General features: G+C 54.5%; 23 protein-coding genes. 6 read left to right on the top strand and 17 right to left on the bottom strand.

The window, feature by feature from the left end:
- Positions 1-7: 7 nt before the first annotated feature.
- From DSM25558_RS05270 to DSM25558_RS05245, 6 genes are all read right to left on the bottom strand, one after another.
- Positions 8-1,057, bottom strand: coding sequence for an L-idonate 5-dehydrogenase (locus tag DSM25558_RS05270; RefSeq protein WP_077102504.1), 1,050 nt, complete (start codon positions 1,055-1,057; stop codon positions 8-10).
- A 66-nt stretch (positions 1,058-1,123) separates the two neighbouring features.
- The gene (locus tag DSM25558_RS05265; RefSeq protein ID WP_077102503.1) at positions 1,124-2,530 is read right to left on the bottom strand and encodes a TRAP transporter large permease; all 1,407 of its coding nucleotides are present in this window, start codon (positions 2,528-2,530) and stop codon (positions 1,124-1,126) included.
- A gap of 4 nt (positions 2,531-2,534) precedes the next feature.
- Entirely contained in the window at positions 2,535-3,107 is a 573-nt protein-coding gene (locus DSM25558_RS05260; RefSeq protein ID WP_077102501.1) for a TRAP transporter small permease, read from the bottom strand.
- Positions 3,108-3,170: 63 nt separating this feature from the next.
- The gene (locus tag DSM25558_RS05255) at positions 3,171-4,145 is read right to left on the bottom strand and encodes a sialic acid TRAP transporter substrate-binding protein SiaP (RefSeq protein ID WP_077102500.1); all 975 of its coding nucleotides are present in this window, start codon (positions 4,143-4,145) and stop codon (positions 3,171-3,173) included.
- Between the two features lie 77 nt (positions 4,146-4,222).
- Positions 4,223-4,924 carry a FadR/GntR family transcriptional regulator gene (locus DSM25558_RS05250; protein ID WP_077102498.1) on the bottom strand — a complete coding sequence of 234 codons (702 nt, stop codon included), beginning with the start codon at positions 4,922-4,924 and terminating at the stop codon, positions 4,223-4,225.
- A gap of 125 nt (positions 4,925-5,049) precedes the next feature.
- Positions 5,050-6,096 (bottom strand): Ldh family oxidoreductase, encoded by a 1,047-nt coding sequence (locus DSM25558_RS05245; RefSeq protein ID WP_077102496.1) that lies wholly within the window; start codon positions 6,094-6,096, stop codon positions 5,050-5,052.
- Positions 6,097-6,231: 135 nt separating this feature from the next.
- On the opposite strand from DSM25558_RS05245, the gene DSM25558_RS05240 reads away from it, so the two are divergent.
- Together DSM25558_RS05240 and DSM25558_RS05235 are read left to right on the top strand one after the other, a co-directional pair.
- Positions 6,232-7,230 carry a GntR family transcriptional regulator gene (locus tag DSM25558_RS05240; protein ID WP_077102494.1) on the top strand — a complete coding sequence of 333 codons (999 nt, stop codon included), beginning with the start codon at positions 6,232-6,234 and terminating at the stop codon, positions 7,228-7,230.
- A gap of 54 nt (positions 7,231-7,284) precedes the next feature.
- Entirely contained in the window at positions 7,285-8,403 is a 1,119-nt protein-coding gene (locus DSM25558_RS05235) for a mandelate racemase/muconate lactonizing enzyme family protein (RefSeq protein WP_077102492.1), read from the top strand.
- Between the two features lie 15 nt (positions 8,404-8,418).
- On the opposite strand, the gene DSM25558_RS05230 is transcribed toward DSM25558_RS05235, so the two are convergent.
- The 10 genes from DSM25558_RS05230 to repA form a co-directional block, all read right to left on the bottom strand.
- On the bottom strand, positions 8,419-8,943 hold the full coding sequence (locus DSM25558_RS05230; protein WP_077102490.1) for a flavin reductase: 525 nt from the start codon (positions 8,941-8,943) through the stop codon (positions 8,419-8,421).
- Between the two features lie 32 nt (positions 8,944-8,975).
- Positions 8,976-9,764: a pyrimidine utilization protein D gene (gene rutD / locus DSM25558_RS05225; RefSeq protein ID WP_077102489.1), complete on the bottom strand. Its 789-nt coding sequence runs from the start codon at positions 9,762-9,764 to the stop codon at positions 8,976-8,978.
- A 16-nt stretch (positions 9,765-9,780) separates the two neighbouring features.
- Positions 9,781-10,167, bottom strand: coding sequence for a pyrimidine utilization protein C (gene rutC, locus DSM25558_RS05220; RefSeq protein WP_077102487.1), 387 nt, complete (start codon positions 10,165-10,167; stop codon positions 9,781-9,783).
- A gap of 27 nt (positions 10,168-10,194) precedes the next feature.
- Positions 10,195-10,935 carry a pyrimidine utilization protein B gene (gene rutB / locus DSM25558_RS05215; protein WP_077102485.1) on the bottom strand — a complete coding sequence of 247 codons (741 nt, stop codon included), beginning with the start codon at positions 10,933-10,935 and terminating at the stop codon, positions 10,195-10,197.
- A complete protein-coding gene (gene rutA / locus DSM25558_RS05210; protein ID WP_077102483.1) occupies positions 10,932-12,023 on the bottom strand; it encodes a pyrimidine utilization protein A in 1,092 nt (363 codons plus the stop codon). Before rutA ends, rutB begins: the two co-directional genes overlap by 4 nt.
- Before the next feature lie 336 nt (positions 12,024-12,359).
- Positions 12,360-13,349: a Bug family tripartite tricarboxylate transporter substrate binding protein gene (locus DSM25558_RS05205; protein WP_077102481.1), complete on the bottom strand. Its 990-nt coding sequence runs from the start codon at positions 13,347-13,349 to the stop codon at positions 12,360-12,362.
- A 107-nt stretch (positions 13,350-13,456) separates the two neighbouring features.
- A complete protein-coding gene (locus DSM25558_RS05200; RefSeq protein WP_077102479.1) occupies positions 13,457-14,071 on the bottom strand; it encodes a biliverdin-producing heme oxygenase in 615 nt (204 codons plus the stop codon).
- Between the two features lie 95 nt (positions 14,072-14,166).
- Complete coding sequence (gene repC, locus DSM25558_RS05195) at positions 14,167-15,441, bottom strand: plasmid replication protein RepC (RefSeq protein WP_077102477.1); 1,275 nt, start codon at positions 15,439-15,441, stop codon at positions 14,167-14,169.
- Between the two features lie 195 nt (positions 15,442-15,636).
- Complete coding sequence (repB, locus tag DSM25558_RS05190; RefSeq protein ID WP_077102475.1) at positions 15,637-16,650, bottom strand: plasmid partitioning protein RepB; 1,014 nt, start codon at positions 16,648-16,650, stop codon at positions 15,637-15,639.
- Entirely contained in the window at positions 16,647-17,861 is a 1,215-nt protein-coding gene (gene repA / locus DSM25558_RS05185) for a plasmid partitioning protein RepA (RefSeq protein WP_077102473.1), read from the bottom strand. The genes repB and repA overlap by 4 nt, the downstream gene beginning before the upstream one ends.
- Positions 17,862-18,222: 361 nt before the next feature.
- Between repA and DSM25558_RS05180 the strand changes: the two genes are divergently transcribed.
- On the top strand, positions 18,223-19,614 hold the full coding sequence (locus DSM25558_RS05180) for an FAD/NAD(P)-binding protein (RefSeq protein WP_077102471.1): 1,392 nt from the start codon (positions 18,223-18,225) through the stop codon (positions 19,612-19,614).
- A 145-nt stretch (positions 19,615-19,759) separates the two neighbouring features.
- Here the strand turns inward: DSM25558_RS05180 and DSM25558_RS05175 are convergent, their stop codons facing one another.
- Positions 19,760-21,094, bottom strand: coding sequence for an omega-aminotransferase AptA (locus DSM25558_RS05175; RefSeq protein WP_077102457.1), 1,335 nt, complete (start codon positions 21,092-21,094; stop codon positions 19,760-19,762).
- Between the two features lie 148 nt (positions 21,095-21,242).
- On the opposite strand from DSM25558_RS05175, the gene DSM25558_RS05170 reads away from it, so the two are divergent.
- The 3 genes from DSM25558_RS05170 (at position 21,243) to DSM25558_RS05160 (ending at position 25,579) form a co-directional block, all read left to right on the top strand.
- Positions 21,243-21,791 (top strand): cupin domain-containing protein, encoded by a 549-nt coding sequence (locus tag DSM25558_RS05170; RefSeq protein ID WP_077102455.1) that lies wholly within the window; start codon positions 21,243-21,245, stop codon positions 21,789-21,791.
- A gap of 407 nt (positions 21,792-22,198) precedes the next feature.
- A complete protein-coding gene (locus tag DSM25558_RS05165; RefSeq protein WP_077102453.1) occupies positions 22,199-24,277 on the top strand; it encodes a GumC family protein in 2,079 nt (692 codons plus the stop codon).
- Positions 24,278-24,286: 9 nt separating this feature from the next.
- Positions 24,287-25,579, top strand: a complete 1,293-nt coding sequence (locus tag DSM25558_RS05160; protein WP_077102451.1) for a lipopolysaccharide biosynthesis protein — start codon at positions 24,287-24,289, stop codon at positions 25,577-25,579.
- The last annotated feature ends 21 nt before the right edge of the window (positions 25,580-25,600 follow it).

Below are 25,600 nucleotides of genomic sequence, written 5' to 3'. Positions count from 1 at the left end.
CAAAAAATCAATGGTCTTGGCCGAACGTGATCTGTACCTTGCAAGCAACTGAACGGTCGCCTGCCTGCTCGAAGGCTTCGACTGCGCGCTCCAGCGGAAACTCATGGGAGATGATCGGGCGCACATCGATGGCTCGCGACGAAATCAGTCTTACGGCGTCACCGAACTCCCGGTCGAACCGCTGTGACCCGCGCCAGACGATTTCCTTGCCGACGAGAGCGTTGAGCGGAATGGTCACATCGCCCGTCACGCCAACCTGCACAAGGGTACCTCGTGGCTTGATGCAGGCGAAAGCGGCGCGCAGTGCCGGGCCTGCGGCAGAGCAATCGAACACGACATCGAATGTACCTTTGCCCTCCTGATAGGGTGTAAGGCTATCGGCGTTGGATGCGACATTGATCGTGCGGTCTGCGCCCATGGCAGGTGCACGCGACAGGGCGGCATCGGCCAGATCGGTCACGACGATTTCACCGGCCCCAGCATGCTTGACTGCGGCGACCGTCAGCAATCCGATTGGTCCGGCACCGGTGATAAGAACATGCTTCCCAGCCAGATCACCAGCCTGCGCGACCGCATGCAGGCAGACGGCCATAGGTTCGGCGCAAGCGGCTTCTGCGGGTGTCGTGTGGGCATCAAAAGCGAAGCATTGCTGTGCAGGCACGACCAGCCAGTCGCGAAACATGCCTTGTTCATGCGGAAGGCGCATGGCGCTGCCCATGAAGCGCATGTCGAGGCAATGGATCGGCTGATCGATGTTGCAATAGTGGCAGTTGCCGCAGGGCTGGGAGGGATTGACGGCGACCAGCGCGCCAATCGCCAAGGCACTGACGCCTTCCCCCAGCTTTTCCACATAACCGGATGCCTCATGACCTGAGATAATCGGTTCACGGACCTGAACGGGGCCAAAGCCGCCATCCTGATAATAATGCAGATCGGAGCCGCAGATGCCGCCAGCCGCCATGCGCAGCAGCACTTCGCCGGGGCCGGGCTGGGGCACATTCTGGGTTTCGACCTTGATGGATTGTTTGCCGTAAAGACGCGCCACGCGAGTGAGCATGCGTTTGCTTTCTATCATGCAAAGGGGAAGGAACGCCCGCGCAGCAGGTGCGCGGGCGTGGTTGTCTTAGCGGATAAGTCCCATTTCCGTTGGCAACCACAGGGTAATCGCCGGAATGAAGGTAATGAGAATAAGCGCGACGAACAGAGGTACAAGCCACGGCAGAATGGCCATCGTCGTTCGCTCCACCGACAGTTTGGCGACACGCGATAGCACGAACAACACCATGCCAAGGGGCGGATGCAGAAGACCGATCATCAGGTTCAGCGTCATGATCAGACCGAAATGCACCGGATCGATATCGAACTGCAGCACCAGCGGCAGAAGGATCGGCACGAGGATGGTGATTGCCGCAATCGTATCCAGGAAGCAGCCGACAAAAAGCATGAGGATATTGACAAGGATCAGGAATATCCACTTGCTGTCCGTCAGCGTCAGAATGGCCGTGGAGAGAAGCTGCGCCGCCTGACTGACCGTCAACAGCCATGCAAAGACAGACGCGGCCGCGACGATGAACAGAACGGCGGCAGTCGTCTCGATCGTGTCGAATGTGGCTTTGGCCAGCGACTTCATCGTCATGGTCCGATAGCGGACAAGACCCAGAAACAGCGACCATAACACGGCTGCGACAGCCGCTTCGGTCGGCGTGAACCAGCCCATCGTCATGCCACCGATGAGAATGACCGGCGTCATCAGCGCCATGACGGCGGAGAAGTCGAAATACCAGTCACAGGCAATCAGGATGGCCAGAACGATGAAGATGGCGAGGTTGAGTGACATGCCGAACATGGTCAGCACATAGATCCCGATCGGCACCAGCATGACGACCAGAACTTCAAGCGATGCGCCGAAGATGGTGCGCAGGCTGAACGGTGTGTCCGAGCCCCAGTTCTTGACATAGGCGAAGACAGTAACCGTGATCATCATCAGCAGAGTCATGACCACGCCGGGAACGATGCCTGCCATGAAAAGAGCACCGATGGAGACATTGGCCATCATGCCATAGATCACGAAGGGCAAGGACGGCGGGAAGATCGGCCCCAGCGTGGCGGATGCGGCGGTAACGCCAACGGCCGCCTCCACCGGATAACCGTGGTCCTTCATCGCTTTGATTTCGATGGTGCCGATACCGGCGGCATCGGCAAGAGCCGTACCCGACATGCCGGAGAAAATCACCGAACCGATGATGTTGACCTGGGCAAGTCCACCCTTCATCCAGCCGACAAGGGCAACGGCAAAGGAATAGATGCGGCCCGTGACGCCGGCGCTGTTCATGAGATTGCCCGCCAAAATGAAGAACGGCACGGCAAGCAGCGGAAAACTTTCGACACCGGCAATCATGCGCTGCGCGGCGATGATGTCAGGGGCGACATTGTAAAAGAGAATATAGGCCAGTGACGATACGGCCATGGAAATGGCGACCGGCAGACCGATGACCATCAAGACGAGAAAGGAACCTATCAACAGCAACATGGCATCAATCTCCCGCGCTCTGGAACTCTTCAGGCCGCTCCAGAACGGAGTAACCACGGCGAAGATTGGCAACGAACACCTGAATGGACCGCAGGAACATCAGGACGAAAGCAGCAAAGACGGTGTAGAAAACCAGACTGCGTGGCAGCGCAACCGTAACCATTTCCTCATCTGCGACGATTTCCAGATAACGCCACATCAGCCACGACATGTAGCCGAAGAAGCCGATCCGCAGCACATCCACGGTCAGCGACATGACCCGCGTGAGGTTTGGCGGCAGATAATGGTAGAGAACATCCACCTGAATGTGGCGCGACATGCGCACGCACATGACAGACCCCATGAAGACCACGCCGATCAAGCAGTTGACCGCGATTTCTTCCGTCCAGGCATAGCTATCGTTCAGCACGTAGCGTGTGAAAAATTGCAGGAAGACGCAGGCGGTCATCATCCAGAACAAGGCAAGCGTGAGCCAGTCTTCGAAGGAATAAACCGAGAGATCAACGTCCAGTGGTGCTTCGTCAAACGTATGGGCAAGTTCCTCAGGGGTGACCTGAGTGTGAATTTCCTGCGACATTGCATTGTCCCAACTGAAAAGAGAAGGACGGCGCAGCTTGTGACGGCCGCGCCGGAGACGGTGTTACTTGATGGCGCGAATGGCTTCCCAATCGGACTTTTCGTAACCGAAGTCTTCGAACTTCACTTTCTCGACCACGTTCTTCTCGAAGTCTGCCTTATCGACTTCCGTGACCGTCAGGCCACGTTTCTTGAATTCATCGACCAGCGCGTTTTCACGCTCTTCGATGATCTTGGTGGTCTTGGTTGCTGCTTCCTGCATGACATCGACAAAAATCTTCTTGTCCTCGTCGGAAAGGCTTGCCCAACGGCTCTTGGAAATCAACGTGTTGAGATGGTCGACGATGTGGCCGGTCAAAACGATGTTCTTCTGCACTTCGAAGAACTTCTTCGCTTCGATGGTCGTCAGTGGATTTTCCTGGGCATCGACGGTTCCGTTCTGGAGTGCAAGATACACTTCGGCAAAAGCAATCGGCGTGGTGTTGGCACCGCAGGCACGCGGCATGGCGAGGTAGGCTGGAACATCCGGAACGCGCATTTTCACGCCGGCCAGATCAGCACATTTTTCGATGGGTCGATTGGATGTGGTGTGACGCGTACCGTAATAGCTGACCGCCGCTATGATGTTACCTGTCTTGTCAGCATAGCCTTTCGCCAAGCGCTTGAAGACGTCGCTTTTGGTATAGGCGATCAGATGCTCTGGATCCCGAAAGATGTAGGGAAAGTAGGTTACGCCAATAGGCTTGAAATCACGCGCCGCAAAGCTGGAGCCGGAAATGATGATATCGACCGTTCCCAGCTTCAGGCCCTGGTTGATGTCGGCCTCTTTACCCAGCTGCGATGCGGGGAAGACGTCGATCTTGTATCGGCCTTCGGTACGTTTTTCGATTTCCTTGGCGGCCCATACGGATTCCGTGTGGAACGGCTCGGTCGTCTCATAGACATGCGCCCATTTGAGAGCGGTCTGTGCTTGCGCTGCGAATGCGGATGCCACGACCATGGCCGTTGCACCAAGCAATGTTGTCAATCTTGATATCATTTGGTTTCCCTCCCGGATTGAAATCAGATGTCTGTCGTCCAAGTCCCGCCCTCTCTCCTGACGGAACCATCGCTCTCCTACGGCTCCTCACCAAAGCTTTCGGAAAATCTCTTCTGCGACAGCTTCAAATGCCGTCGCATTGCGTCGCGCGCGCCGTTGGCATCATTGGCTGCAATCGCGTTGCGTATGACCGTGTGCTCCTCGAGCGCTGCGCGCCACGTATGCGGCCCTTCAAAGTGCGCCGCCAGCCGTTCGAAATAGGGCGTCATGCGCCGGTCGAAGATATGGCCGGTAAAATTATGAAGCGTGGCGTTACCGATAATGTCGGTAATCGCAGTATGAAAGGCACGGTCGTGGACGAGCATCTTGACCGGATCCCCTATCGCGCTTTCCATACGGCTGATGGCATCATCCAGAGCAACGATGTGCTCGGGGGTCGCAAGTCTTGCAGCTTCCTCGGCAATTGCACTTTCGATAATGCTTCGGGCCTGAAGGATTTCAAACGGTCCGTCGCTCTCATCGACCGGCAAAATAGGCGGCACCAGATGTGGACGCTGGCTGACATAGACGCCGGATCCCATTCGAATCTGAACATATCCTTCCACTTCCAGAACGATCAAAGCTTCGCGCACGGTCGGTCGCGACACGGCAAATCTCTCGGCAAGGTCGCGCTCGGCTGGGAGCTTTGCTCCCAGGGCAATCTCTCCCGCTTCGATGAGCGCACGTATCTGGTCCGCGACCTGTCTATGCAGGCGTCGCGGCTCCAAAGCGACAAACATGTGAACCCTCCCGACGCATTATCCCGAATGCGGTTTGGTAAAGTGGCCTTACCAGTTTCCATTTAGAGCGGATAAAATCATCAAGTCAACCGGCAAATTAAAGATTGTTAATATCCCTCGAGAATTCACTCTCCTAGCACCCTCACGCCAAAACGCTTACCCAATGCAAGAAAGGCGTCACGGGTGGCAGGGTCGATCAGCACACCGGTCTCTTCTCGTTCAGCCGCCACCGCCCATTCCCGGTCACCGGGTGCCATGACATGGCAATCTTGTCTGGCTGCAGAACTACGCAAGGCATGCAGATAGCGCTGCATCCCCTCGTCAAAGATTTCCTTTTCAACGAAAGCTTCAGGTTTGAGAGCCAGAACGAACGCACCCAAACCCCGCGGCTTCGAAAAATCTGGCCCACCCATGGGTGGAATGTCGAAGCTCAACTTCATGCCGGTCAGCACTGCACTGAAAATTTCCGCCACCCCTGCAAGCGCTGCACCCTTGAAACCGAACTCACCACCCAAAGGGGCCAACATGTCTGCGGCGTCGGCATCAAGCGTATCGTGCCCGCCCGCATCCGATGCTGTGGCTTGCGGCAAAGCCTGGCCAAGGCTGCGATAGAGCAGCACGCGATTGTAGGGAATGGAACTGGTCGCCATATCGAGCAGCCATGGATTTTCACCCGCAACTGGTACGCCAACCGAAATGGGATTGGTGCCATGGAAACGAGTCGCGCCATCGTGGAGGCGCACGAAACTATCGGAATTGCAGAAGGTGATACCGATGAAGCCTTTTTTGGCAGCCTCAAACGAGTAAGCGCCTGCTGGTCCGAAATGCGACGTGTTGCGGATGGCAACCGCACCAATGCCGAATGTTTCAGCAATCTTGGTAGCGCGATCCATAGCTGTATAGGCCGAAAGTGCTCCATGAGCATTATCAGCATCCAGCGTTTCGACCGCGCCAAAACCTGCGACCCGTTTCAGGTTGGGGCTGCGGTTGATCCTGCCGCCCTCCAGCGCTGAGATGTAGTGATCCAGCAAACGAACACCGTGGCTGTCCACCCCATGTCGCGTGCCATGCATCATCGCCCGGCTTGCCGCGTCAGCCGTTGCCGTGTTTGCACCGGCAGCGGCAAAGACGGCTCGACAAAAGCGATCGAGAATGGAAAGCGGCACTTTCAAAGCGCACTTGCCTTAAACATTTCGGCTCCTCCCATCAAAATGTCTTGTGCATACACTAGACACAAATATTTTGTCGTGCAATCCCTGAAGCGTCAAAACATCAAAGCCGGTGGGAACAGAGCGGGACAATTTTTCATGAAGGGCACGACGGGCATTGGCCTGAAACTCTATCGCCGCGCCAGCGAGGCCCTGTCTGCCGATATCCTCAACGGCGTGATTGGAGAGGGTACGAGGCTTACAGAGACGATGATCGCCAAGCGTTTCGGCATCAGTCGAGCACCCGCCAGAAAAGCGCTTGTTGAGCTTGAACAGTTGCAATTGCTGCGCAAAGCGGAAGCCCGGGGTTATGATGTCGTCGCTCATACATCGCTGCCAGCAAAAGCGTTGGAGATAGTTGCGCCACTTTCCATTTCAGCTACAGATGCTCGCATCCACAGCCAGTCCAGCTGGGAAATCATTTATTCCGACATAGAGATCGAGATCGTTTCCCGCACGTCCCTCGCCAGTTGGCGCATCAACGAAGCGCTTTTGGCAAAGCATTACGGCGTTAGCCGAACCGTTGCCCGCGATGTCGTTTCCCGCCTTCAGCAGCGTGGTATCGTGCGCAAGGACGATAGCGGCCGTTGGTACGCACCCGCGCTGACTGCAAAACATATCGAAGAGCTCTATGAGCTTCGCTGGATATTGGAGCCATTGGCTCTGGCAAAGGCCGTTCCCAATCTGCCAGCCGGATTGCTTGAGACGCTACGCCGAAACGTCATGGATGCGATTGCCTCTATCGACACCATCGAAGGGCACACGCTGGATGCGTTGGAACAACAGCTTCACGTCGAACTGCTGGGATATTGCGGCAATGAATCACTGATGCGGGCCATCAGCCTGCCCCAGGCTTTGTTGGTAGCGCACCATTTTCTCTACCATTGGACCATGGAATTGTTCGACACAGAGCCGTTTCTGCCGGAGCACCTGGCCATTTTCGACTGTCTGCTCGCTGGCGATCTGGTCGGTGCGCAAGATGAATTGGCCCGCCATCTGCAAATCTCCCGCAGCCGCGCCATGCTGCGCATTCAGGCGGTCGCGGAAGTTATTTCACCCGACGAACTACCCTATCTCGAACGGCTGGATTCGCATTGACGATCTGTCTGTAAACTCGACGTCATCATGATAATCGGAGGAGGATTATCCATCATGAAAATAGCATCCATTCATCCCTTCATTCTACATCTACCACTGACATCGGACTCGATTTCAGATTCGACCCACAGCATTACCCATTGGGGTGTTGTCGGCGCAAAGATCGTCACCGCAGACGGTCTGGAGGGGTACGGCTTCACCGGCACCCATGCACATCTGGCATCCGACCGGTTGATCACATCCTGTATTCGAGATTGCTACGCACCGCTTCTGATCGGCGAGGATGCCAGCGATCACACGCGGTTATGGACCAAGCTGGCCCGTCACCCATCTTTGCAGTGGGTCGGCAGAGCCGGCATTACGCAACTGGCACTGGCCGCCGTCGACGTGGCCCTGTGGGACCTGAAAGCGAAAAAGGCGCAGCAGCCATTATGGGCCTATCTGGGCGGAGCCCGTACAGACAAGCTTGAGGCCTACAATACTGATATCGGATGGCTTTCCTTCTCCAAAGATGCCCTTTTGAGCGGTTCGGCAAAGGCCGTGGAAGAAGACGGTTTTAGCCGGATAAAGATCAAGGTCGGGCATGACGATCCCAATGTCGACATCGAACGGCTGACAGCGGTTCGCAAGCGCCTCGGCTCGTCCATCCGCATCGCGATCGATGGAAACGGCAAGTGGGATCTGCCCACCTGCCAACGCTTCTGCGCCCTCGCCCGCGATCTGGATATCTACTGGTTCGAAGAGCCGATGTGGTATGACGATGTCGTCAGCCATGCGACGTTGGCGCGCAACACATCGATCCCGATTGCGCTGGGTGAACAGCTTTATACCGTTGACGCTTTTCGCTCCTTCATCGCGGCGGGTGCCGTCGCCTATGTGCAGCCGGACGTAACGAGGCTTGGCGGTATTACCGAATACATCCAGGTCGCCGATCTGGCGCTCGCACACCGGCTGCCTGTCGTTCCGCATGCGGGCGAAATGAGCCAGGTGCATGTGCATCTCAGCTATTGGCATCCGGCCTCGACGATCCTTGAATATATTCCGTGGATCAAGGATCACTTCGAAGAACCGGCCAATGTCTATGATGGCATCTATAAACGCCCCGAACTGCCGGGCACCGGAACGACTGTGCTTGCGGAAAGCTTTGAACGCTTTGGAAAAAGCATCGACTGAACGCCATACAACGCGTCAGAGTGTGCGGTAGCCCCGTTTGAAATAGATCAGGGCTTCCTCACCCTCGCGGATGACCGTATCGAGCACTTCACACATGAGAATATCGTGCGTGCCACCATCGTGAATGGTGCGGATGCGGCAATCGAAGGAGACCAGTGCGCCCTCCAACACCGGTGCCTTGGTTTCCAGCGTGGTCCATTCTCCAGATGAAAACCGGACATCCATCGGTGTCTTGCCGCCAAAAATGCCGCTTAACTGTTCTTGCTCAGCTGCCAGCGTATTGATGCAAACGACGCCGTTGGCGATGACGAATTTATGCGCGGAGGAATTTCGGTTGAGGCAGACCAGCAATGTCGGCGGATTATCCGAGACGCTGCACACCGCCGTTGCCGCAAAACCGGCCCTGCCCGCTGCGCCATCCGTCGTGACGATGTTGACGGCGCCGGCAAGTTGCGACATCGCGTTGCGATAATCCAGCCCGCGCTGTTCTACAGTCTTCGTCTCCATTGTAGCATCCTTTTTGAGAGACAACGTCTGCATCTAAACGAACCTTCCCTTACAAATCATCAAATTTACGCCGATGCCGGGGCAAGCAGGAATTTCTCCAAACTTGCATTGAAACCTGTGACATCGGTTATATTGATCGCATGTGCGCCCTCATCGAAAAGCACGAGCTCGGCGTTTGGCAAACCGTCTGCAAGCCTGACGGAACGCGTATAAGGCACCAGCAAGTCATCTTTCGCAGCAACAACCAAGGTATAATTGTTGATGTCTGCCAGTTGCCCGTCCACATCGAACGACCGGAGCGCTGCTACGCGGCGCAGAACATTGTCTCTGCCCTGAAAATGCTCAACACCATGGGCGTCGTCCTTCGCCAGCCGCTCGGCATTATCGGACATCCATACGGCAGGGTATAGAAAGAGCGGCTGCGCCTTTACGAAGGCCTCGACGCCGGAATTTTCCAGCAGCGATATGCGCGCATCGAAGCAGCGTCCGGAATGGGCATCCGCCTTGCTCCACGCATTCACGAGCACCAGCCGATCGATTAAACTGGGTTTGCGCAGCGCGATATCGAGACCGATCAGGCCGCCTAGTGCATGACCCATGAAGTGAAATTTTTCGAGGCTCAATTGGCTTGCCAGCTCCAGCACATCATCGGCCATGGCGGAGATACCGCCGTTGACCGGCACTTCTCCACCGGTTCGGCCAGTGCCGCAATGATCATAGACGACAACGCGGAAATGCTTTTGCAGCATGTCCATCTGTGGTGCCCAGTAGGTGGAAGAGCCGCCAAGGCCTGACGATAAGACAATCGTCTCGACAGCAGGCTCTTGCCGACCATGAACCTCGAAATGTATCATTGCGCGGTCCCTACCGTTATTTGCCGATATGGGCGACGGTGGCGATTTCCACCAGCGCGTCGGGCTTTACCAAACCGCATTGGATGCAGTAGCGGGCTGGCTTATCACCGGGGAAATATTCGGCATAAACAGTGTTGATCGCCTGGTAATTGGCCCAATCGGTGATGAAAATATGGTTCATGGTCACATCTTCCATAGTACCGCCAGCGGTTTCGATGACCGACTTGATGGTTTCTAGAACGTGGCGCGTCTGCGCTGCGGCGTCGCCCACATGCACCACGTCATTGTTCTTGTCGAAGGGTAGCGTGCCGGACACATAGACCACGCCATCGGCCAATGTTCCGGGTGAAAACGGCGCGATGGGCTTGGCTGTGCCTTCCGGTACGATGATTTTTTTAGGCATGTCATGTTCCTCTTTATCGTTGCTGCATCAATCTTCGATGGGTGCCGCTTGCGAAATGACGGCGCAGAAATCATTGACCGTCGCCACCCAGCCAAAAAATTTCTCGACATTATAGACGGTGGCCTGCTGGATGAAATCCGGCCCCAAATGATGGGTCGCGTCCTCCAGCATCACGCCGAAATATTCCAGATGGAACGCATCTCGTAGCGAGCTTTCCACGCAGACATTGGTGGCAATACCGACGAAGACGAGATTGCGAATGCCCCTCGCCCGCAACACGCTGTCCATATTGGTGTTGAAGAAACCGCTATAGCGCGTCTTGGGCACCAGAATATCACCCGGTTGCGGCGTCAGCTCATCAACGACGGCATAATCCCATGTGCCTTTGGCCAGCAGCTTTCCCTGCAAATCCGGTCGCGCACGCATGGTTTTCAGCGCATTGGATTTATGCCAGTTGGGAGAACCAGGCCCGCCTGCCTCAACATAATCGCTATCCCAACCATTCTGGAAATAGATGACCTGAACGCCCGCCGCGCGCGCTGCATCCAGCGTTTTGCCGATATTGGCGATGGTGGATTTGGCACCGGCTATATTGAAACCAGCCAGATCGACATAACCGCCTTCGGTGGAATAGGCATTCTGCATATCCACCACCACGACCGCAGTTTCGCTCGGTTTCAATGAGATCGGCTCTGGCCTTGCAGGAAGCGTGACACTCTCCGATCGGCTTTTTGGCGGCTGATAGCCAGCAACAACGGCTTGCGTCATTCTGCGGCCTCCAATGTCGCTGTTACATGCTGCCTGCTTTTCATCAGCGGCTGTACATATTTGCCGAACTTCTCGATGCCCTCGACGAAGTCATCAAATGTCAGCATGACGCCGCCGGTGCCGGGAACTTCACTCATCTCATCCAGCATGGCCGCAACCTCTTCATAGGAGCCGATAATGGTACCCATATTGATGTTCACGGCTGACACCGGGTTCGCCATATGGCGCACATTGGTATCGGAGCCCGACTTTGTATCGACAGAGCTTTGTAGGCCCAGCCATTTGATGGCTTCCTGATCTGCACCGGCCTTGTAGTGTTCCCACTTTGCCCAGGCGTCCTCGGATTTTTCTTCCGCAAGCACCATGGTCAGCACGAAGGAACGGACATCTCGCCCCGTTTTTTCGGTGGCTGCCAGCAAACGTTCGTTGGTGGGTGCAAAGGCCTTTGGCGTGTTGACGCCAACACCGAAACAGAAGCTGTAATCCGCAAATTTCGCCGAGAATTCCATACCCTTGTCAGATGAACCTGCACAGATGAGCTTCACATCACCCTGCGGCACCGGTTTCATGCGGCAATCGTCCATGGTGAAATATTTGCCTTTGAGGTCCGATTGGCCCGTCGCCAAAAGCTCCTGAAGCACCGTCGTATATTCGCTGAGATAGGTGTAACGGTCACCAAAATACTCATCGCCCGGCCAAAGGCCCATCTGGCTATATTCCGGGCGCTGCCAACCGGTGATGAGATTGATCCCGAAACGGCCGCCAGAGATGGAATCGATGGTGGTCGCCATGCGCGCCACGATCGCGGGAGGCATGACAAGCGTGGCGGTGGTGCCAAAAAGCTTGATTTTAGAGGTGACCGCTGCAAGTCCCGCCATCAGCGTGAAGGATTCCAGATTATAGTCCCAGAACTCGGTCTTGCCGCCAAAACCGCGCAGCTTGATCATCGACAGCGCGAAATCGAAGCCATATTTTTCAGCCGCCAACGTGATCTGTTTGTTGAGCTCAAAACTTGGCTTGTATTGCGGCGCGTTTTCCGAAAGCAGCCAGCCATTGTTTCCAATTGGAATGAAAACACCGATTTCCATTTGCACCCTCCATGTCCTGTGTTCGTATCGAACTGATGAGAAGTAAAATGCAGGTTCCGTGCCAGTCTCGTATGGTGTGTAAAAACAATGATTTATAAGGTATCGGAATTTTTATTTTTATCAAATGATAAAATATTTATCGCTTGATAAAAATATTGCTTATTTCTTCGGCAGATCGATTGGTTATAGACGGACTTATAATTTGATTGTCGGATGTGTCCGTTCGCGGCCCTAACGCTAGAGCACAAGAATGCTCTGATCACAGGTACCCCTTTGCCTCAAATGTGCCCGGCTTGGGGATAATGGCGATCAGTCCGGAGACTGATCGCCGCTAGTTCAATCCATCTGAACATTTGCGTCTTTGACGACTGGACCCCATTTGGCGATTTCCTGTGCCACATGGGTCTTGAGCTCATCTGGCGTGGAGCCGACGATCTTGGCGCTGAAATCTGCCATTCGGGCAGCAACGCTTGGGTCTGCAAGCGCTTTTTTTGCAGCGGCGTTCAGTTTATCGATCGCTTCCGGGGGAGTTCCCGCTGGCGCAAACAGTGCGTTCCAGGTGTAGGTTTCATAGCCTGGAACTGTTTCGGCAATCGTCGGCACGTCGGGGAAGGATGTTGCCCGCTCAGCCGTCGTTACGCCCAGCGCCTTTAACGTACCGGATTTGACGTGCCCTGACGACGACGGCAAATTGTCGAACATGATGGAAACCTGGTTTCCGAGAAGATCGTTCAGCGCCGGACCTGATCCCTTATAGGGAACGTGCTGCATACTGACGCCAGTCATAGCTTTGAAAAGCTCACCGGAAAGGTGGAGCGGCGTTCCATTTCCGGATGACGCATAGGCATATTTATCCGGCTCTGCTTTCAAAAGAGCAACCAGTTCGGCCACCGTGTTGACGGGTAGCTGTGGGTTGACGACCAGAACATTGGGCACGACGACCAGCAGCGAGATCGGCGCGAAGTCCTTTTCAGGATCATAGGGTTTGGTCTTAAGAATAAGGGGATTAAGAGCGTGGGTAGCGACCGTGCCCATCAAAACCGTATAGCCATCGGGCTCAGCCCGTGCGACCCGGTCAGCCCCGAGATTTCCGCCAGCACCTGCGACATTTTCCACAACGATTTGCTGACCGAGTTCATCACCCATTTTCTGCGCAATAACGCGAGCGACAACGTCGGTAGAGCCGCCGGCAGCAAAAGGAACGACCAGCGTTATTGTTCTATCGGGAAAACTCTGAGCTTGAGCTGAAGCGCCAATCGCAAGAAAAGTAGCAGCGGATGCGGCGAGTGCAAGAGCTGCTCGCCGTTTAAAAAGTCGATACGTCATTGAACCTCCTATGGAGTGGCCTCCCCGCCACCGTTTCATAGTAGCTCAACCGCATCTGAGGGCAAGTCGCACAAAGGACTATGCAACCGCCCCTCGGTTAGAGAAGGTTAAACCATCACACGCTTTGCATGGTCATGGACAGTGTGGAAAGCGGCTTCTGCGCCAGCGATCACTCGGTTTTCTTCCTCTGCGGTCAGCTCTACTGCGTCAAGCGCAGCAACGAAGGTACGCCAATGCAATCCCCGCCCTTCGGGTGCGCCTGCAAGATGCCGAGCACCAAATGTTTCGCCAAGGCCGATCTTCGCAGCGTCTTTCAACAGAAAGGCAGCACCGAGGTTCGAGCCCTCGACCACGTAAAGCCATCCCAGAGCCTCGGGCAGATCGAATGCAGCATCATCGTGGCTGAAATGAGTTGCGGAGCTTGCAGGCACTGTTGTCGACAAATCTGCCAGATCTTGCTCGATAAAGCCCAAACGCCGGCGTCCTTTAAGGTCAGGCAAGAGTTCGGCGAGAGTGTCGTTGAAGAAGAAGGCGTCGAGATCTCTGTGAAAAAGATACTGCGTCTGAACGAACTTCGCAAAATTCTCGCGGCTTTCGAACGGTTTTGCCGACATGATGAAGCCGTCCAGAACCTTGTGAGCGTCCTGCGTCGCTGCTTTCAAACGCTTTGTCCGGCTGGGTTCAACCTGAGACGTTTCGATGGCCAGTTCTGCAGCAGTCATATGTCATTCCTTTTTCGCAGTCGCTCCAGCGCACATAAAAATCTTTCCTCAAAAAGTCAATTTTATTGCAGAGGTCCCCAATCTAATTTTTTCTTTTAGCATAAGGCATAGGCAGCAGCAGCTTGTGGTGATGTACGAGCGCGTAGAAGTGCCATGAGCATTGGTTTTATTGAGAATTGTTTCGCTCGCGATTTTTCGGTCAAGCTGCGTAGATATCCACCCGCAGATTGAATTGTTGCTGAACGTTCCAGAATGCACGCTATGATTGCATTGGTATTCTGTGAGCCCATGGTTTTTTCTGCTGCTTCATAGGCAGAATGGCTAATGGAGAGCATTGTTCTGACCACATGAGTGGCTTGTTTCAGGTCGTTCCAGCTTCTCACATCCCCATTGGGGCCATAGAGGGCGATCTCTGGGCATGCTTTGAGCAGCGTTTGGAGATCGAAACCTTCGCTCCTAGCCCGTTGGAGGCTGAAAGAGCGATCCTTTGCAACGTTTGTCTCTTCTAAAGCCGCTTGAGTTTCTACTGGTGTTTCGGTCGGAGGGTTTCTCTCGTTATCCACATGTTGGCTTTCAATAAAGGATTCGGATTCTGAACTCTGTATAAGCCGCTCATTTTGATAGGCATTGGCGCTTATTTTTTGTTTTTCTATGTGTTTTTCCAACTGCTTAGCCATGTCTGCGCGCAAATGGTCCAAATCTTCCAGAACAAGAGCGAGATGTGCAGCCTTTGATTTACGGTCAAGCGTGGATGTCGTGATCAGATAGAGTTGCCGATAGCTGTCCCAATCACCATCGACACCGTCAACCACGGCAATTTCACCAAACTTTATGATGTCTCGTCTGCACAGGCTGATTTTTTCCCGCAATCTTTGTAGATGCAAACGCTCTTCGATGACCTGATCGGCAATCGTTTGTATTTCATCGGCCCGCGTAATCAGCGGGGCAAGCGAAAATCCGTATGCATCGCTAATGCCGCCGCTTCTGTCTTTGCGTGCGTATCGTTTCCCGTTTGGACTGTCTTTACGCAGAATGAGACCGGCTTCGATGAGCGCGGTAAGATGCCGGCGGAGTGTTTGCTCTGTCATGCCATGTGCACGAAGAGAGAGCTGCTGGTTAGATGGAAACACCACCAGGCCATTTTGCTCTGACAATTCTGCTTTGGGATAAAAACTGAGCAAAGCATTCAGCACTGCCAGTGATCGGTCCGAAATACCGAGTAAGGGACGAGCTTCGCATGTGGCGCGAAACAGCTTCCATTTATCGATTGACCGCGCAGGGTCAATGTTTCTGGACGCAAACTGACGTGCGAGACGGCCAAGTGATAGCCCTCGCCGCCCGAATGGCGTCGTTACAATATCGCTATTCATGTCTTTCACCTTCAAAAAGGCAAAAGAAAATCGCTCACCGAAGAAATATCGATGCCAAGACTATTGACTATGATTCGCGGAAATGAGATTCTTTGGGTGCTTAGATCAAAGAAAGGCTTCCGTGCGGCAACGTTCGGGGGCTTTTTTCTTTTGGGCTTGCTGCTCCTGTTAATGGTTCAATCGAAAACGGGTTGATTACTGTTTAGAGCGATGCTCTTCGAACAGTGTTTGTAGGTGCTCTAGAACGAAGGCTGCGAATTCTGGCGCTTGCCTACGGTCGATAGAGATATCCAGCCGGTGATCGGTTTCTACGATCTTTGCGAGTTTCTGACCGCTCTCCGTTGATAGAACACCGGTTTTCTTTGGCTCAACCTTCGGCTTGAGAAACTCCAAAATTGACTTGAAGCGCTCTTCCGAAGAAAGCTTGGCGACGGTCTCATCGTTGAGATAGGCCCGCGCAGCTTCATTGACCTTTGAAGACGAAAGCTGTTCTGCGAGATCCATCCAGCTACGACGCCCGACACCTGGAGCGGGGCCTATGCTATCGACGATGTCATCGGGAATGCGGCCGACAACCGAAAGCATGTTTGACAGATCGCCTTTGTACAGAGACATCGCGGCCATGATGGTTTCTCGGGAGAAACGCATCTGGAGCTTTTGCGCAAAGCGTGCCTTTTCGATGTAGCTGAGATCACGACGCTCGTTGTTCTCCTGACCCTGGGCAACAACAAGCTGCTCATCTGTGAGATTGCGAACGACTGCGCGAACGGGAATACCGATTTCAGCCACAGCCCGTAAACGACGATGACCGAAAGCAACCTGATAACGCCCAGGATGCTGCGGATGAGGACGAACGAGAATAGGGACCTGCTGGCCCTGTTCGCGAATAGCCTCCACAAGGCCGACATCGGCTTCAATGGAGGAAGGCATACGGTCAGGAATGAAAGATGGATCGACGTCTGAGGCATCGAGCGCGACGATTGTGAGCCCTTCAGCAAGCTTACGCTCAATCTCTTCGGCACGTTTTGAGCGCTCGGATACCTCATTGAGGGATTGTCCGATCATCCCCACCGGAGAATTGATGACATCGGTCACTAGCTCTGGCGAACCAAGGATAGGGCGAATGCGCGGACGAGCGCGCTCGGCAGGAGCGTCTGCATTATCGGTGTTCTTACCGCCGAGATTGGCGAAGATTTCTTTTCTGCTCATACGGCCCTACCCCAGGCTTTCTTAATCAAGCCTTCAATTTCGGCATTAACATTCGTCATGGATTCCAACGCGCGATCATAAGTCGCTCTCGTGAACTGCGTCCGTTCCACCTCGAAAAGCGTTTGATTGGTCAATCCGGCGTCGGACACCGCGGTGGTCTTTAGCATGGGATGGTTCAACACATGCTCTCCGAATATGGAGCGAAGGAAAGCCACCATCTGGTTCTGTGGACCATCACTCGGCTCGAAGCGTGTGACCAGGTACCGCATCCAGTGATAATCCGACCGAGCACCAGCCCTGCCGATTTCAGCGAGAAGGTCACCGGTCATGGCAAGGAACTGGTTCATCGACATGACGTCGAGCATTTGTGGATGAACGGTAACAAGAACCGATGTCGCCGCCGTCAGGGCCGATAGTGTGAGGTAACCGAGTTGCGGGGGGCAATCGATAACCACGACGTCATAAAAGTTTTGCGCCTGCGCGATAGCTTGACCAATGCGGGCGAAAAACAGCGTGTCTCCTGGCGCACGGCGCATCAGCGCGCGTGGGGTATCATGTTCGAACTCCATCAGTTCCAGATTGCCGGGAATAATGTGGAGATCGGGAATATAGGTTCCGCGAACGATCTCGGCGATGGGGCGTTGTTCGCCGTCATAGCGGATCGCACCGTATAGAGTTTCGTTGGGTCCGACATCTAGCTCCGGTTGATGTCCGAAGAGGGCAGACAGACTTGCCTGCGGGTCAAGATCGATTGCAAGAACACGATAGCCACGCAGTGCGAGAAATTGCGCTAGATGCGCCGATGTTGTGGTCTTGCCGGAGCCGCCCTTGAAGTTCATCACGGCGATGACCTGCAAGTCTTCGCCTTCACGACGATGAGGAAGGTAGCGGCGAGTACCGCGCGCGCCCTGATCGAGGAACTTGCGGATCTCGTGGATATCCTCAACGGAATAGCTTCGGCGACCGCCACTCTGCGAAGCGCTGAGCTCCGGTTGTTCGGCGGCGATCTGGCGGAGATATGCTTCTCCAATGCCGATCAGCTTAGCCGTTTCGGATGGAGAAAAATTCCTCATGCTTTTTTCGGACAGAGGTGCGAATGTATTTGCGTTGTGCGCTTGCAGTTGCGCAGACAGCGCGGCCGAATGCTGTAGGATAAGCTCCGTAAGATCGGGTGCCTTCTCAGCAGATTTCAGATCGGCGCTTTGGGTCATATCAAGTGTTTTCCGCTTGTTGGATCAGTTGCGTTTTTTTCCGCTGAAATCGGTTTTTTCCGCAACTGAGATATAAGCGCCGATTCTCTTTTTGGCGCAATAGGTATTCGGAAAGCCTAAACATGAATCTTTTCAGCCAACTAAGCATTATTCCTGGCGTGAATTTGGTGGAACGGTGCGAATTGTATCGGGAGGTTTGAGGACGTCTTGAAGTTAGCCGCGGCTAACTGCTTTGTATCGACTGTCATGAGAGAGCAGAGCGGGTCGGTTTATAGCTATATGAAGTGCTGGCTAATTCGCATTTGCGTTTCTGGAGTGGTTAAGGTTTTCTGCGTGCGAAATGAAAGACAGGAGATTCTGTGTGGTTTATGACGTTGCCGTTGTTGGGTCCGGGTTTTCCGCGATCAGTCTTGTAACCAATCTTCTAGAAGTTCTTCCTTCGACTGCGTCCATCGCCATTGTTGGAGATGATTCCGCGTTTGGTCGCGGAACGGCTTATCGAACCGAATTGCATTTGCACCGATTGAATGTGCCTGCGGCGCGCATGAGTGCTTTTGCAGATAAGCCATCGGATTTCGTGGACTGGCTGACGAAACGCGGACGGCCCGTTGACGGCGGCAGTTTCGCATCCCGTCATGATTACGGTCTGTATCTCAGAGATACGCTGGCTTCCCTATTGCGCAGCAAACATCAGCGCGCGCGCGTAGACTTTGTTAAAGCCAAGGCCCTTTCTTGCTCGTCATGCGACGAGGAGGGAGTTGGGTTTCGTCTTAGTGATGGGAGAGAGTTAAGAGCAAAAAATATTGCGCTTTGTCTTGGTGTCGGCACCGCGAGTTTGCCGCGGCTAACTTCCGATGCCGATATGGCGCTACTGCGTCGGGTGGTGCGTAATCCCTGGCGCTTGGGCTGGTTGTCGCGCGTGAAGCCAGATGACACCATCGCAATTCTGGGCTCCGGATTGACGATGATCGACCAGGTCCTGTCTCTCCGGAACATGGGGCATCGTGGCAAAATCCATGTTCTGTCCCGCCGTGGTTTGACGCCGCATGCGCACAGCACCCATCCCGTGCAGGCGGTAGAGCCGGCATTGATGAAAAGCCGGTTGGAGATCAGTGAGATTCTTGCAGACCTCCGGCGTCAGGTGAGGGGAGGGCAGGATTGGCGAGCCGTGATGGAAGGGTTGCGGCACAAGACTCAACACCTCTGGCAGGATTTGAGCCAAGCGCAACGGTCGAGATTCCTGCGGCACGCCTTGGCTTGGTGGAACATTCACAGGCATCGTATCGCACCCCAGGTCCATGAGGTTTTCGACGCCCTCATGCAGGATGGTACGGTATCGGTTCATGCGGGTTTCGTCTCCAAGATAGCGCGCCTTGGCGATACCAGCCATCTCACCTTCCGTCGGCGCGGCACATCGGAAGAGACATCGCTCGCATTCGACTGGCTCGTAAACTGTACGGGCATGGAGCGGGCTGGAATAGGCCATTCGCCACTGTTGCAAAACATGCAGGCGCAAAACATGCTCGACATCGATCCTCTCGGGCTTGGGATTAGAGTAGACGAAAACTCCCGGGCTTTGTCTTGTGAGGGTTACCCACGAGAAGGCCTCTTTGCTGTTGGAGCCTTGACAGCGGGGCAGTTTTGGGAAATTACTGCTGTGCCTGACATACGCAATCAGACTCGCCAGGTGGCTGAGCGCATTGCCAAACAAGCGGAGAACAACAGCTCCGATGGACAGGAAAATAACCTATAATTGTCGGTACGAAGTGGTGAAACAAAAACGCCACTTGGCTTTCTTTTGGCGTTTTTTATTTAATTAAAACAAGCGTATAAACTTGCTAAAAATTTAGTAAAGCCTAGCCCCTGGAGCGACACAGCCGCTCCAGGGGCTAGTGAAATTATGCGACGCGTTTCAAGGCATCGCCGATAATCGAGACAATATCCGTAATCTGACTTTCTTCGATAATCAGTGGCGGGGACAGCGCAATAATATCGCCGGTGACGCGAACCAGGAGGCCCTTCTTGAGGCAATCCACAAACGCATCGTAGGCACGGGTTCCCGGCGCACCTTCCCGTGGCGAAAGCTCAATCGCGCCAACCAAGCCCAGATTGCGGATATCAAGGACGTGCGGCAGTCCCTTCAGGGAGTGAAGCGCATCCTGCCATGCTTGTTCGAGATCAGCGGCGCGGGTGAGCAGGTCTTCTTCCTGATAGATCTCGAGCGTGGCGATACCGGCGGCGCAAGCGACGGGGTGCCCCGAATAGGTATAGCCATGGAACAGTTCGATCTGATTGTCCGGTCCTTGCATCAACGCGTCATACACCGCACGCTTGGCAAAAACTGCCCCCATCGGGATCGCACCATTTGTGATGCCTTTCGCAGTGGTGACGAGATCCGGAACGACGCCGAAATAGTCCGTGGCGAATGGTTTGCCGAGGCGGCCGAAGCCGGTGATGACTTCATCGTAGATCAGCAGGATGCCATGCTTGTCGGCGATGGCGCGCAGACGCTGCAAATATCCCTGCGGCGGAAGGATGACGCCAGCCGAACCCGACATGGGTTCTACGATCACAGCTGCTATGGTCTCGGCACCGTGCAGCGCGACCAGACGCTCTAGATCGTCTGCGAGTTCGACGCCGTGTTCCGGCAGGCCATGTGAGAAAGCATTGCGGTCTAGATCCAGCGTATGGCGCATATGATCGGCGGGAATTTGGGGGAAGACTCTGCGGTTGTTGACGAGGCCGCCGACAGAAATACCGCCGAAGCCAACGCCGTGATAACCTTTTTCACGACCGATGATGCGACTGCGGGTTCCTTGGCCGATGGCGCGCTGATAGGCAATCGCGATCTTCAATGCGGTGTCGACGGATTCCGAACCGGAGCCGGTGAAGAAAACACGATCGAGTCCAGCATCCGGTCCTCCGGGTGCGATCGCTGCGAGCTTCTCGGCGAACTCGAAGGCAATTGGATGGCCCATCTGGAAGGTGGGCGCGAAATCGAGGGTCGAAAGCTGGCGCTCTACGGCTTCGGTAATGCGCCTGCGTCCATGTCCGGCATTGACGCACCACAGGCCTGCCGTGCCATCCAGAATCGTGTTGCCATCAATATCTTTGTAATACATGCCTTCCGCACTGGCCAACAGCCGCGGCGACGCCTTGAACTGCCGGTTTGCCGTGAATGGCATCCAGAAATTGGAAAGATTTGGCATGTTGGATTTGTTGCTGTGATCCATCGGGTTCCCCATGTTATGATAAGATATCAATCCTGCACTTCGCATCATCGAACAAGTCTATTTCTTATAATGACTAAGCCATTGATAAAGATGGATTTCCTTGTAAGGATTTGCGGTATATCGAACATATGCAACGGTGAGGTTCACGGTGGTCGTCGACATTGGTAACAGATTGCGTCATCTGCGCTCTCTCCACAAATTATCCCAACGGGAGTTGGCCAAGCGTGCAGGGGTCACCAACTCCGCGATCTCCCTGATCGAATCCAACTCTACAAATCCTTCAGTCGGCGCATTGAAGCGGATACTCGACGGCATCCCTATTGGACTTGCCGAATTTTTTGCGCTGGAACCAGACAAGCCACGCAAGGCTTTTTACGCGGCTGAGGAGTTGGTCGAGATTGGTAAAGGGCCCGTCTCCTATCGTCAGATTGGAGAGAACCTGTTCGGAAGAAGTTTGCAGATATTGAAGGAGTGCTACCAACCGGGTGCAGGGACCGGCCGTGTTCCGCTGGTTCACGAAGGAGAGGAGGGCGGTATCGTTCTTTCAGGAAGGTTGGAAGTGACGGTGGATGATGAGCGTCGCATTCTTGGCCCCGGCGACGCCTATTATTTTGAAAGCAGACGGCCGCACACGTTTCGTTGCGTGGGGCCAGTGCCCTGCGAAGTCATCAGTGCTTGCACGCCTCCAAGTTTCTGATCCCAAGGGTCATCGGACGCCAACTCGAAAAATAAGATTAGCCGGCTATCTAAAAGATGCGGTTCTTATCCTGTGCGTGCGGGCCGTAAGAATGTCTGTGGTGGGAGCTCGCAGAGCGCTAAACGCTAGGGACAAAAACAGGTCAAAAGCTATTGCCTTACTGAAGACGAATTGGCCGCCCAGGAAAGGCTGCTTCCGCAAAACGGTATATTAACCCGTCATCCCTAGACTGACGGCTGGTCAAATACTGGGCGGTTCTTCCGCGTATCATGAGAAAAGCCGGAATATACGCAAGCGGCGCGTCCGCAACGAGCTGGCGATTACACATTAGGCGAACGTTCAAGAGAATGGCGATGTCAGGAAATCGTAAGACGCAGCTTCCACAAAAGATGGGATCGTAAACCGGTATGGCGATTAACGAGACGACATCTTACGAGCCGCATTATCGGGAGCAAACAAGCGGGCCAAACAATCTTCTCCGTTTGGCGGCATTGCTGTGGCGTAACGCCCTGTTCATTCTCCTCATTGGTATCATCTGCGCGGCACTGGCGTTCGGCGCGTCGTTGTTGATCCCGAATTACTATGTCGCGACGTCGCAAATCTTGCTCGATCCTGAAGGCTCCCGGGTCCTGGAAAGCGACTTGCCGGGACAGCCACGTGCGGTGGACTCACACGTCCTCAATCAGCAATATATCATCACCTCTGCACAGGTGCTCTCACGGATCGTGGAGAGCGAGAAACTTTACGACGATCCCAAATTTGGGGCCGCCGACCCGGTCTACCCCGACAAGGAAAGCCGCAGCAATCTGGCGCTCGATGCGTTGCGCAAGGTTATATCCGTCGATGCTGTCGGCAAGAGCTTCATCGTCAATGTGTCGGTCAAGTCCGACAGCCCGCAGCGCGCTGCCGAGCTTGCCAATCTCATCGCCACCACCTACGCGCAAGTGCGCATGGAAATGAACAGCGATGTGCTGCGGCGCACGGGCGGGGGGCTTTCTGCGCAACTTGATCAGCTGCGCAAAGCTGTGGAAGATGGCGACCGTGCCGTTCAGGCGTATCGCGCAGAGCATAATCTGGCGGATATTCAAGGACGACCGGATGTCGAGCAGCGCATTGCCGATGCCAATACCGAAATATCAAGGCTGTCGGCCTCGGTTGCCGAAGGCGAAGCTCTTGTGGCCGAGCTCAATCGTGCCAGAAACGACAGACAATATTTGCGCTCCATTCCGGACACGTCCCTGACACCCGCAATTATTTCTTTGCGCGCGCGTTATCAGGAAAGCCGTGAAGAGGAGTCCGTTCAGGCGACGTCATTGGGTGCGCAGCATCCGTCCCTTCAGGCCGCGCGTGCGCGGACCCAGTCGCTCAATGCTATCCTTGACGAACAATTGCGGAACTTCTCGACGGCGACTTCAAGCAATCTGGCGCGTTTGAGAAACCAGCTCAAACTTTCGACGTCCAACGCCGACGCGCTGAAGACAAGCCTCAACAGCGACGAACAAACCATGGTGCGGTTGCGCGAATTGCAGCGAAAGCTGGAAAGCGATCGTGCCGTCTATGAAGCGTTCTTGTTGAGAACCAAGCAGCTTTCTGAGCAGCAGGGCACATCGAGCGAAAACCCGCAGATAATTTCCAGCGCGGAACCGCCATTGCGCAAAGCTGGACCTCCACGCGGTCTGATATCGGCCGGCGGCGGAATTTTCGGGCTTCTTCTGGCTGCTGGCCTTCTCATTTTGCGGGATCAGTTTCGTGATCAGCCAAGTGAATTGCAGATGGTGCGCTCGCCCCGCAATAGTTTACCTGGCCCTGAGGCAGATCGTGGTCCCAGTGGTGGATTGTTGCCGACCTCGGATAACACCAGCGCTATCCCGGCTGCTCCCGTCGCCACATTCAATCGCTTTGTTCGTGAGGCGGATATGAGAGCGCTGGTCGCAACAGCAGATGAGGGCTTTGACGGTTTGGCGCGGTTCGTTTCATCTGCGCTCAAACCGGGTGCCAACCACACCATCATGGTCGTTTCCACAGGTCCGAAAAATCGCGCGCCCTATTCCGCGTTCAACCTGGCGGCGGATGTTGCCAAACTTGGACGTCGCGTTCTCCTTGTCGATCGTGCGACACACGATCCTTTGTTGACGGCCATGCTTTTACCTGAGCAAAGCACAGTTGAGGTGGACGGAAACGGGTTTTACGATGTCGAGTCCGTTCCGTTTCTTCACTTTTCCCCGGCGGATGAACGGGACTTGAGCGAGACATTCAAAAAAACGACGGACGGAAACGGCGAGGCTTTCGACCTCATCGTCATCGATGGTGGCGTGGCCACAAAATCGCGGGTTCATCCAAGCCTGCGCCGTGATCTCGATGACGTCTTCCTCATGCAGCACGAAGACGATACCGGAAGCATCGTTATCGCGCTTGTCACGTTAGAAGAGAGCGGCATGGAAAATATCAAAGTGGTCCGCATGACGCGTTCCGGTTTGCAATATTGAGGATCGACATTGGCTGAAAACAACAACCGGACAGCCATGCGTATACCGTTTCTGCAAGGTCGTTCTCTTACCGGTATCAACGTCATCTTCAATATGGGCCTTCGCGGTTCGACGCTTGTTTTGCGCTTTGCGCTGTCTTTTTATATTGTCAAATTCATGGGCCTCGAAGCCGCCGGCATCTATGGTCTTGCGCTGGGTGTGGTGAATGCTGCTCCGGCAGCTCTCGGCTGGGGCCTGAATTACTTCATAGCAAGAGACGTCAGCGGAAAAACATCCGGCGTCGCCGGTGTGTACATAAAGACGCGACTGCTGGTGACTGTCACGTCGCTTGCCGCGATGACCGCAATAGGTTTGATCCTAGCCCACTTTATGGGTCATGCGGTGGTACCGCTTTACTTCCTTATCCTTCTGGTCGTTTGGCTAGAGACGATTTCCTGCGATATTCATGTGCCGCTCATTGCACAGGAAATGTCGAGCCAGGCCAATGTGCTGTTCTTTCTAAGAACCTCATCATGGATTCTACCCGTCATCGGTTTGGGGTTGATCTCAGAGGTTTTCCGCAACATCGAAACGATCATGATCGCGTGGAGCCTTGGGTATATTCTTATGTTTGGCGCGCTTGCCAGCTTTCTACGGCAATGGCCTTTCAGACGGATTTTGCAGGCCCCCATGCGGATGCGGTGGGTGAGAAAACGCATGCGAAAGGCATGGCTGATCTATATCAGCGATATAAGCAATGTCGGATTGGTTTATGCGGATCGCTATATCGTGTCGCTGCTTCTCACGCTTTCGCTCACCGGCGTCTACACGTTCTATTGGTCGCTTGCCAATGCGTTGCAGACATTGATAGCGACCGCAGTTTTACAGGTCGCCATTCCCGCTCTTTTCAAAGCTTACAATACCGGCTCCATGAAAGAGTGGCGGGAAGTAATGATCTGGCAGTTTACCAAAACCGCTGCCGTTGCTTTCGGATTGGGTGTGGCGATTTTCATCAGCGGCAATATTCTCGTGCATCTCATGAACATGCCTGAACTCGGCCAGCATCAAGGTATTTTCGCGCTGTTGCTTCTGACGGCCGTCGTCCGCTCCTGCACGGATCTCATGGGTCTGGGGCTCAACAGCCTGCGGAAAGACGGACACTATGCATTCGTCAATCTATCCAGCGTTCTCCTGTCGATCGGTATGAGTTTCCTGTTGATCAGTAGCTTTGGTTTTATCGGTGCCGGTCTGTCCGCGTTTTTCACGGCGCTTGTTACGGCGACGATATCGAGCACGTTGCTTTGGCGAGCGTCACGATCATAGGAACGGCAGTAAGCTGAATAT

The sequence above is a fragment of the Agrobacterium sp. DSM 25558 genome, assembly GCF_900100825.1.
Taxonomy (GTDB): domain Bacteria; phylum Pseudomonadota; class Alphaproteobacteria; order Rhizobiales; family Rhizobiaceae; genus Agrobacterium.
The sequence above is the reverse complement of the archived record's forward strand: the minus strand, read 5'-3'. Positions and strand labels throughout refer to the sequence as shown.

Coding starts and splice junctions, on each gene's coding strand:
- rutB (WP_077102485.1), bottom strand. CDS start 10,935: ATGACGCAAGCCGTTGTTGCTGGCTATCAGCCGCCAAAAAGCCGATCG.
- DSM25558_RS05200 (WP_077102479.1), bottom strand. CDS start 14,071: ATGACTGCTGCAGAACTGGCCATCGAAACGTCTCAGGTTGAACCCAGC.
- rutA (WP_077102483.1), bottom strand. CDS start 12,023: ATGGAAATCGGTGTTTTCATTCCAATTGGAAACAATGGCTGGCTGCTT.
- DSM25558_RS05175 (WP_077102457.1), bottom strand. CDS start 21,094: ATGGATCACAGCAACAAATCCAACATGCCAAATCTTTCCAATTTCTGG.
- rutC (WP_077102487.1), bottom strand. CDS start 10,167: ATGCCTAAAAAAATCATCGTACCGGAAGGCACAGCCAAGCCCATCGCG.
- DSM25558_RS05255 (WP_077102500.1), bottom strand. CDS start 4,145: ATGATATCAAGATTGACAACATTGCTTGGTGCAACGGCCATGGTCGTG.
- rutD (WP_077102489.1), bottom strand. CDS start 9,764: ATGATACATTTCGAGGTTCATGGTCGGCAAGAGCCTGCTGTCGAGACG.
- DSM25558_RS05265 (WP_077102503.1), bottom strand. CDS start 2,530: ATGTTGCTGTTGATAGGTTCCTTTCTCGTCTTGATGGTCATCGGTCTG.
- DSM25558_RS05260 (WP_077102501.1), bottom strand. CDS start 3,107: ATGTCGCAGGAAATTCACACTCAGGTCACCCCTGAGGAACTTGCCCAT.
- DSM25558_RS05205 (WP_077102481.1), bottom strand. CDS start 13,349: ATGACGTATCGACTTTTTAAACGGCGAGCAGCTCTTGCACTCGCCGCA.
- repA (WP_077102473.1), bottom strand. CDS start 17,861: ATGACCCAAAGCGCCGATCTGAAATCTGCTGAGAAGGCACCCGATCTT.
- DSM25558_RS05230 (WP_077102490.1), bottom strand. CDS start 8,943: ATGCAGACGTTGTCTCTCAAAAAGGATGCTACAATGGAGACGAAGACT.
- DSM25558_RS05240 (WP_077102494.1), top strand. CDS start 6,232: ATGAAGGGCACGACGGGCATTGGCCTGAAACTCTATCGCCGCGCCAGC.
- repB (WP_077102475.1), bottom strand. CDS start 16,650: ATGAGCAGAAAAGAAATCTTCGCCAATCTCGGCGGTAAGAACACCGAT.
- DSM25558_RS05270 (WP_077102504.1), bottom strand. CDS start 1,057: ATGCTCACTCGCGTGGCGCGTCTTTACGGCAAACAATCCATCAAGGTC.
- DSM25558_RS05250 (WP_077102498.1), bottom strand. CDS start 4,924: ATGTTTGTCGCTTTGGAGCCGCGACGCCTGCATAGACAGGTCGCGGAC.
- DSM25558_RS05165 (WP_077102453.1), top strand. CDS start 22,199: ATGGCGATTAACGAGACGACATCTTACGAGCCGCATTATCGGGAGCAA.
- DSM25558_RS05235 (WP_077102492.1), top strand. CDS start 7,285: ATGAAAATAGCATCCATTCATCCCTTCATTCTACATCTACCACTGACA.
- repC (WP_077102477.1), bottom strand. CDS start 15,441: ATGAATAGCGATATTGTAACGACGCCATTCGGGCGGCGAGGGCTATCA.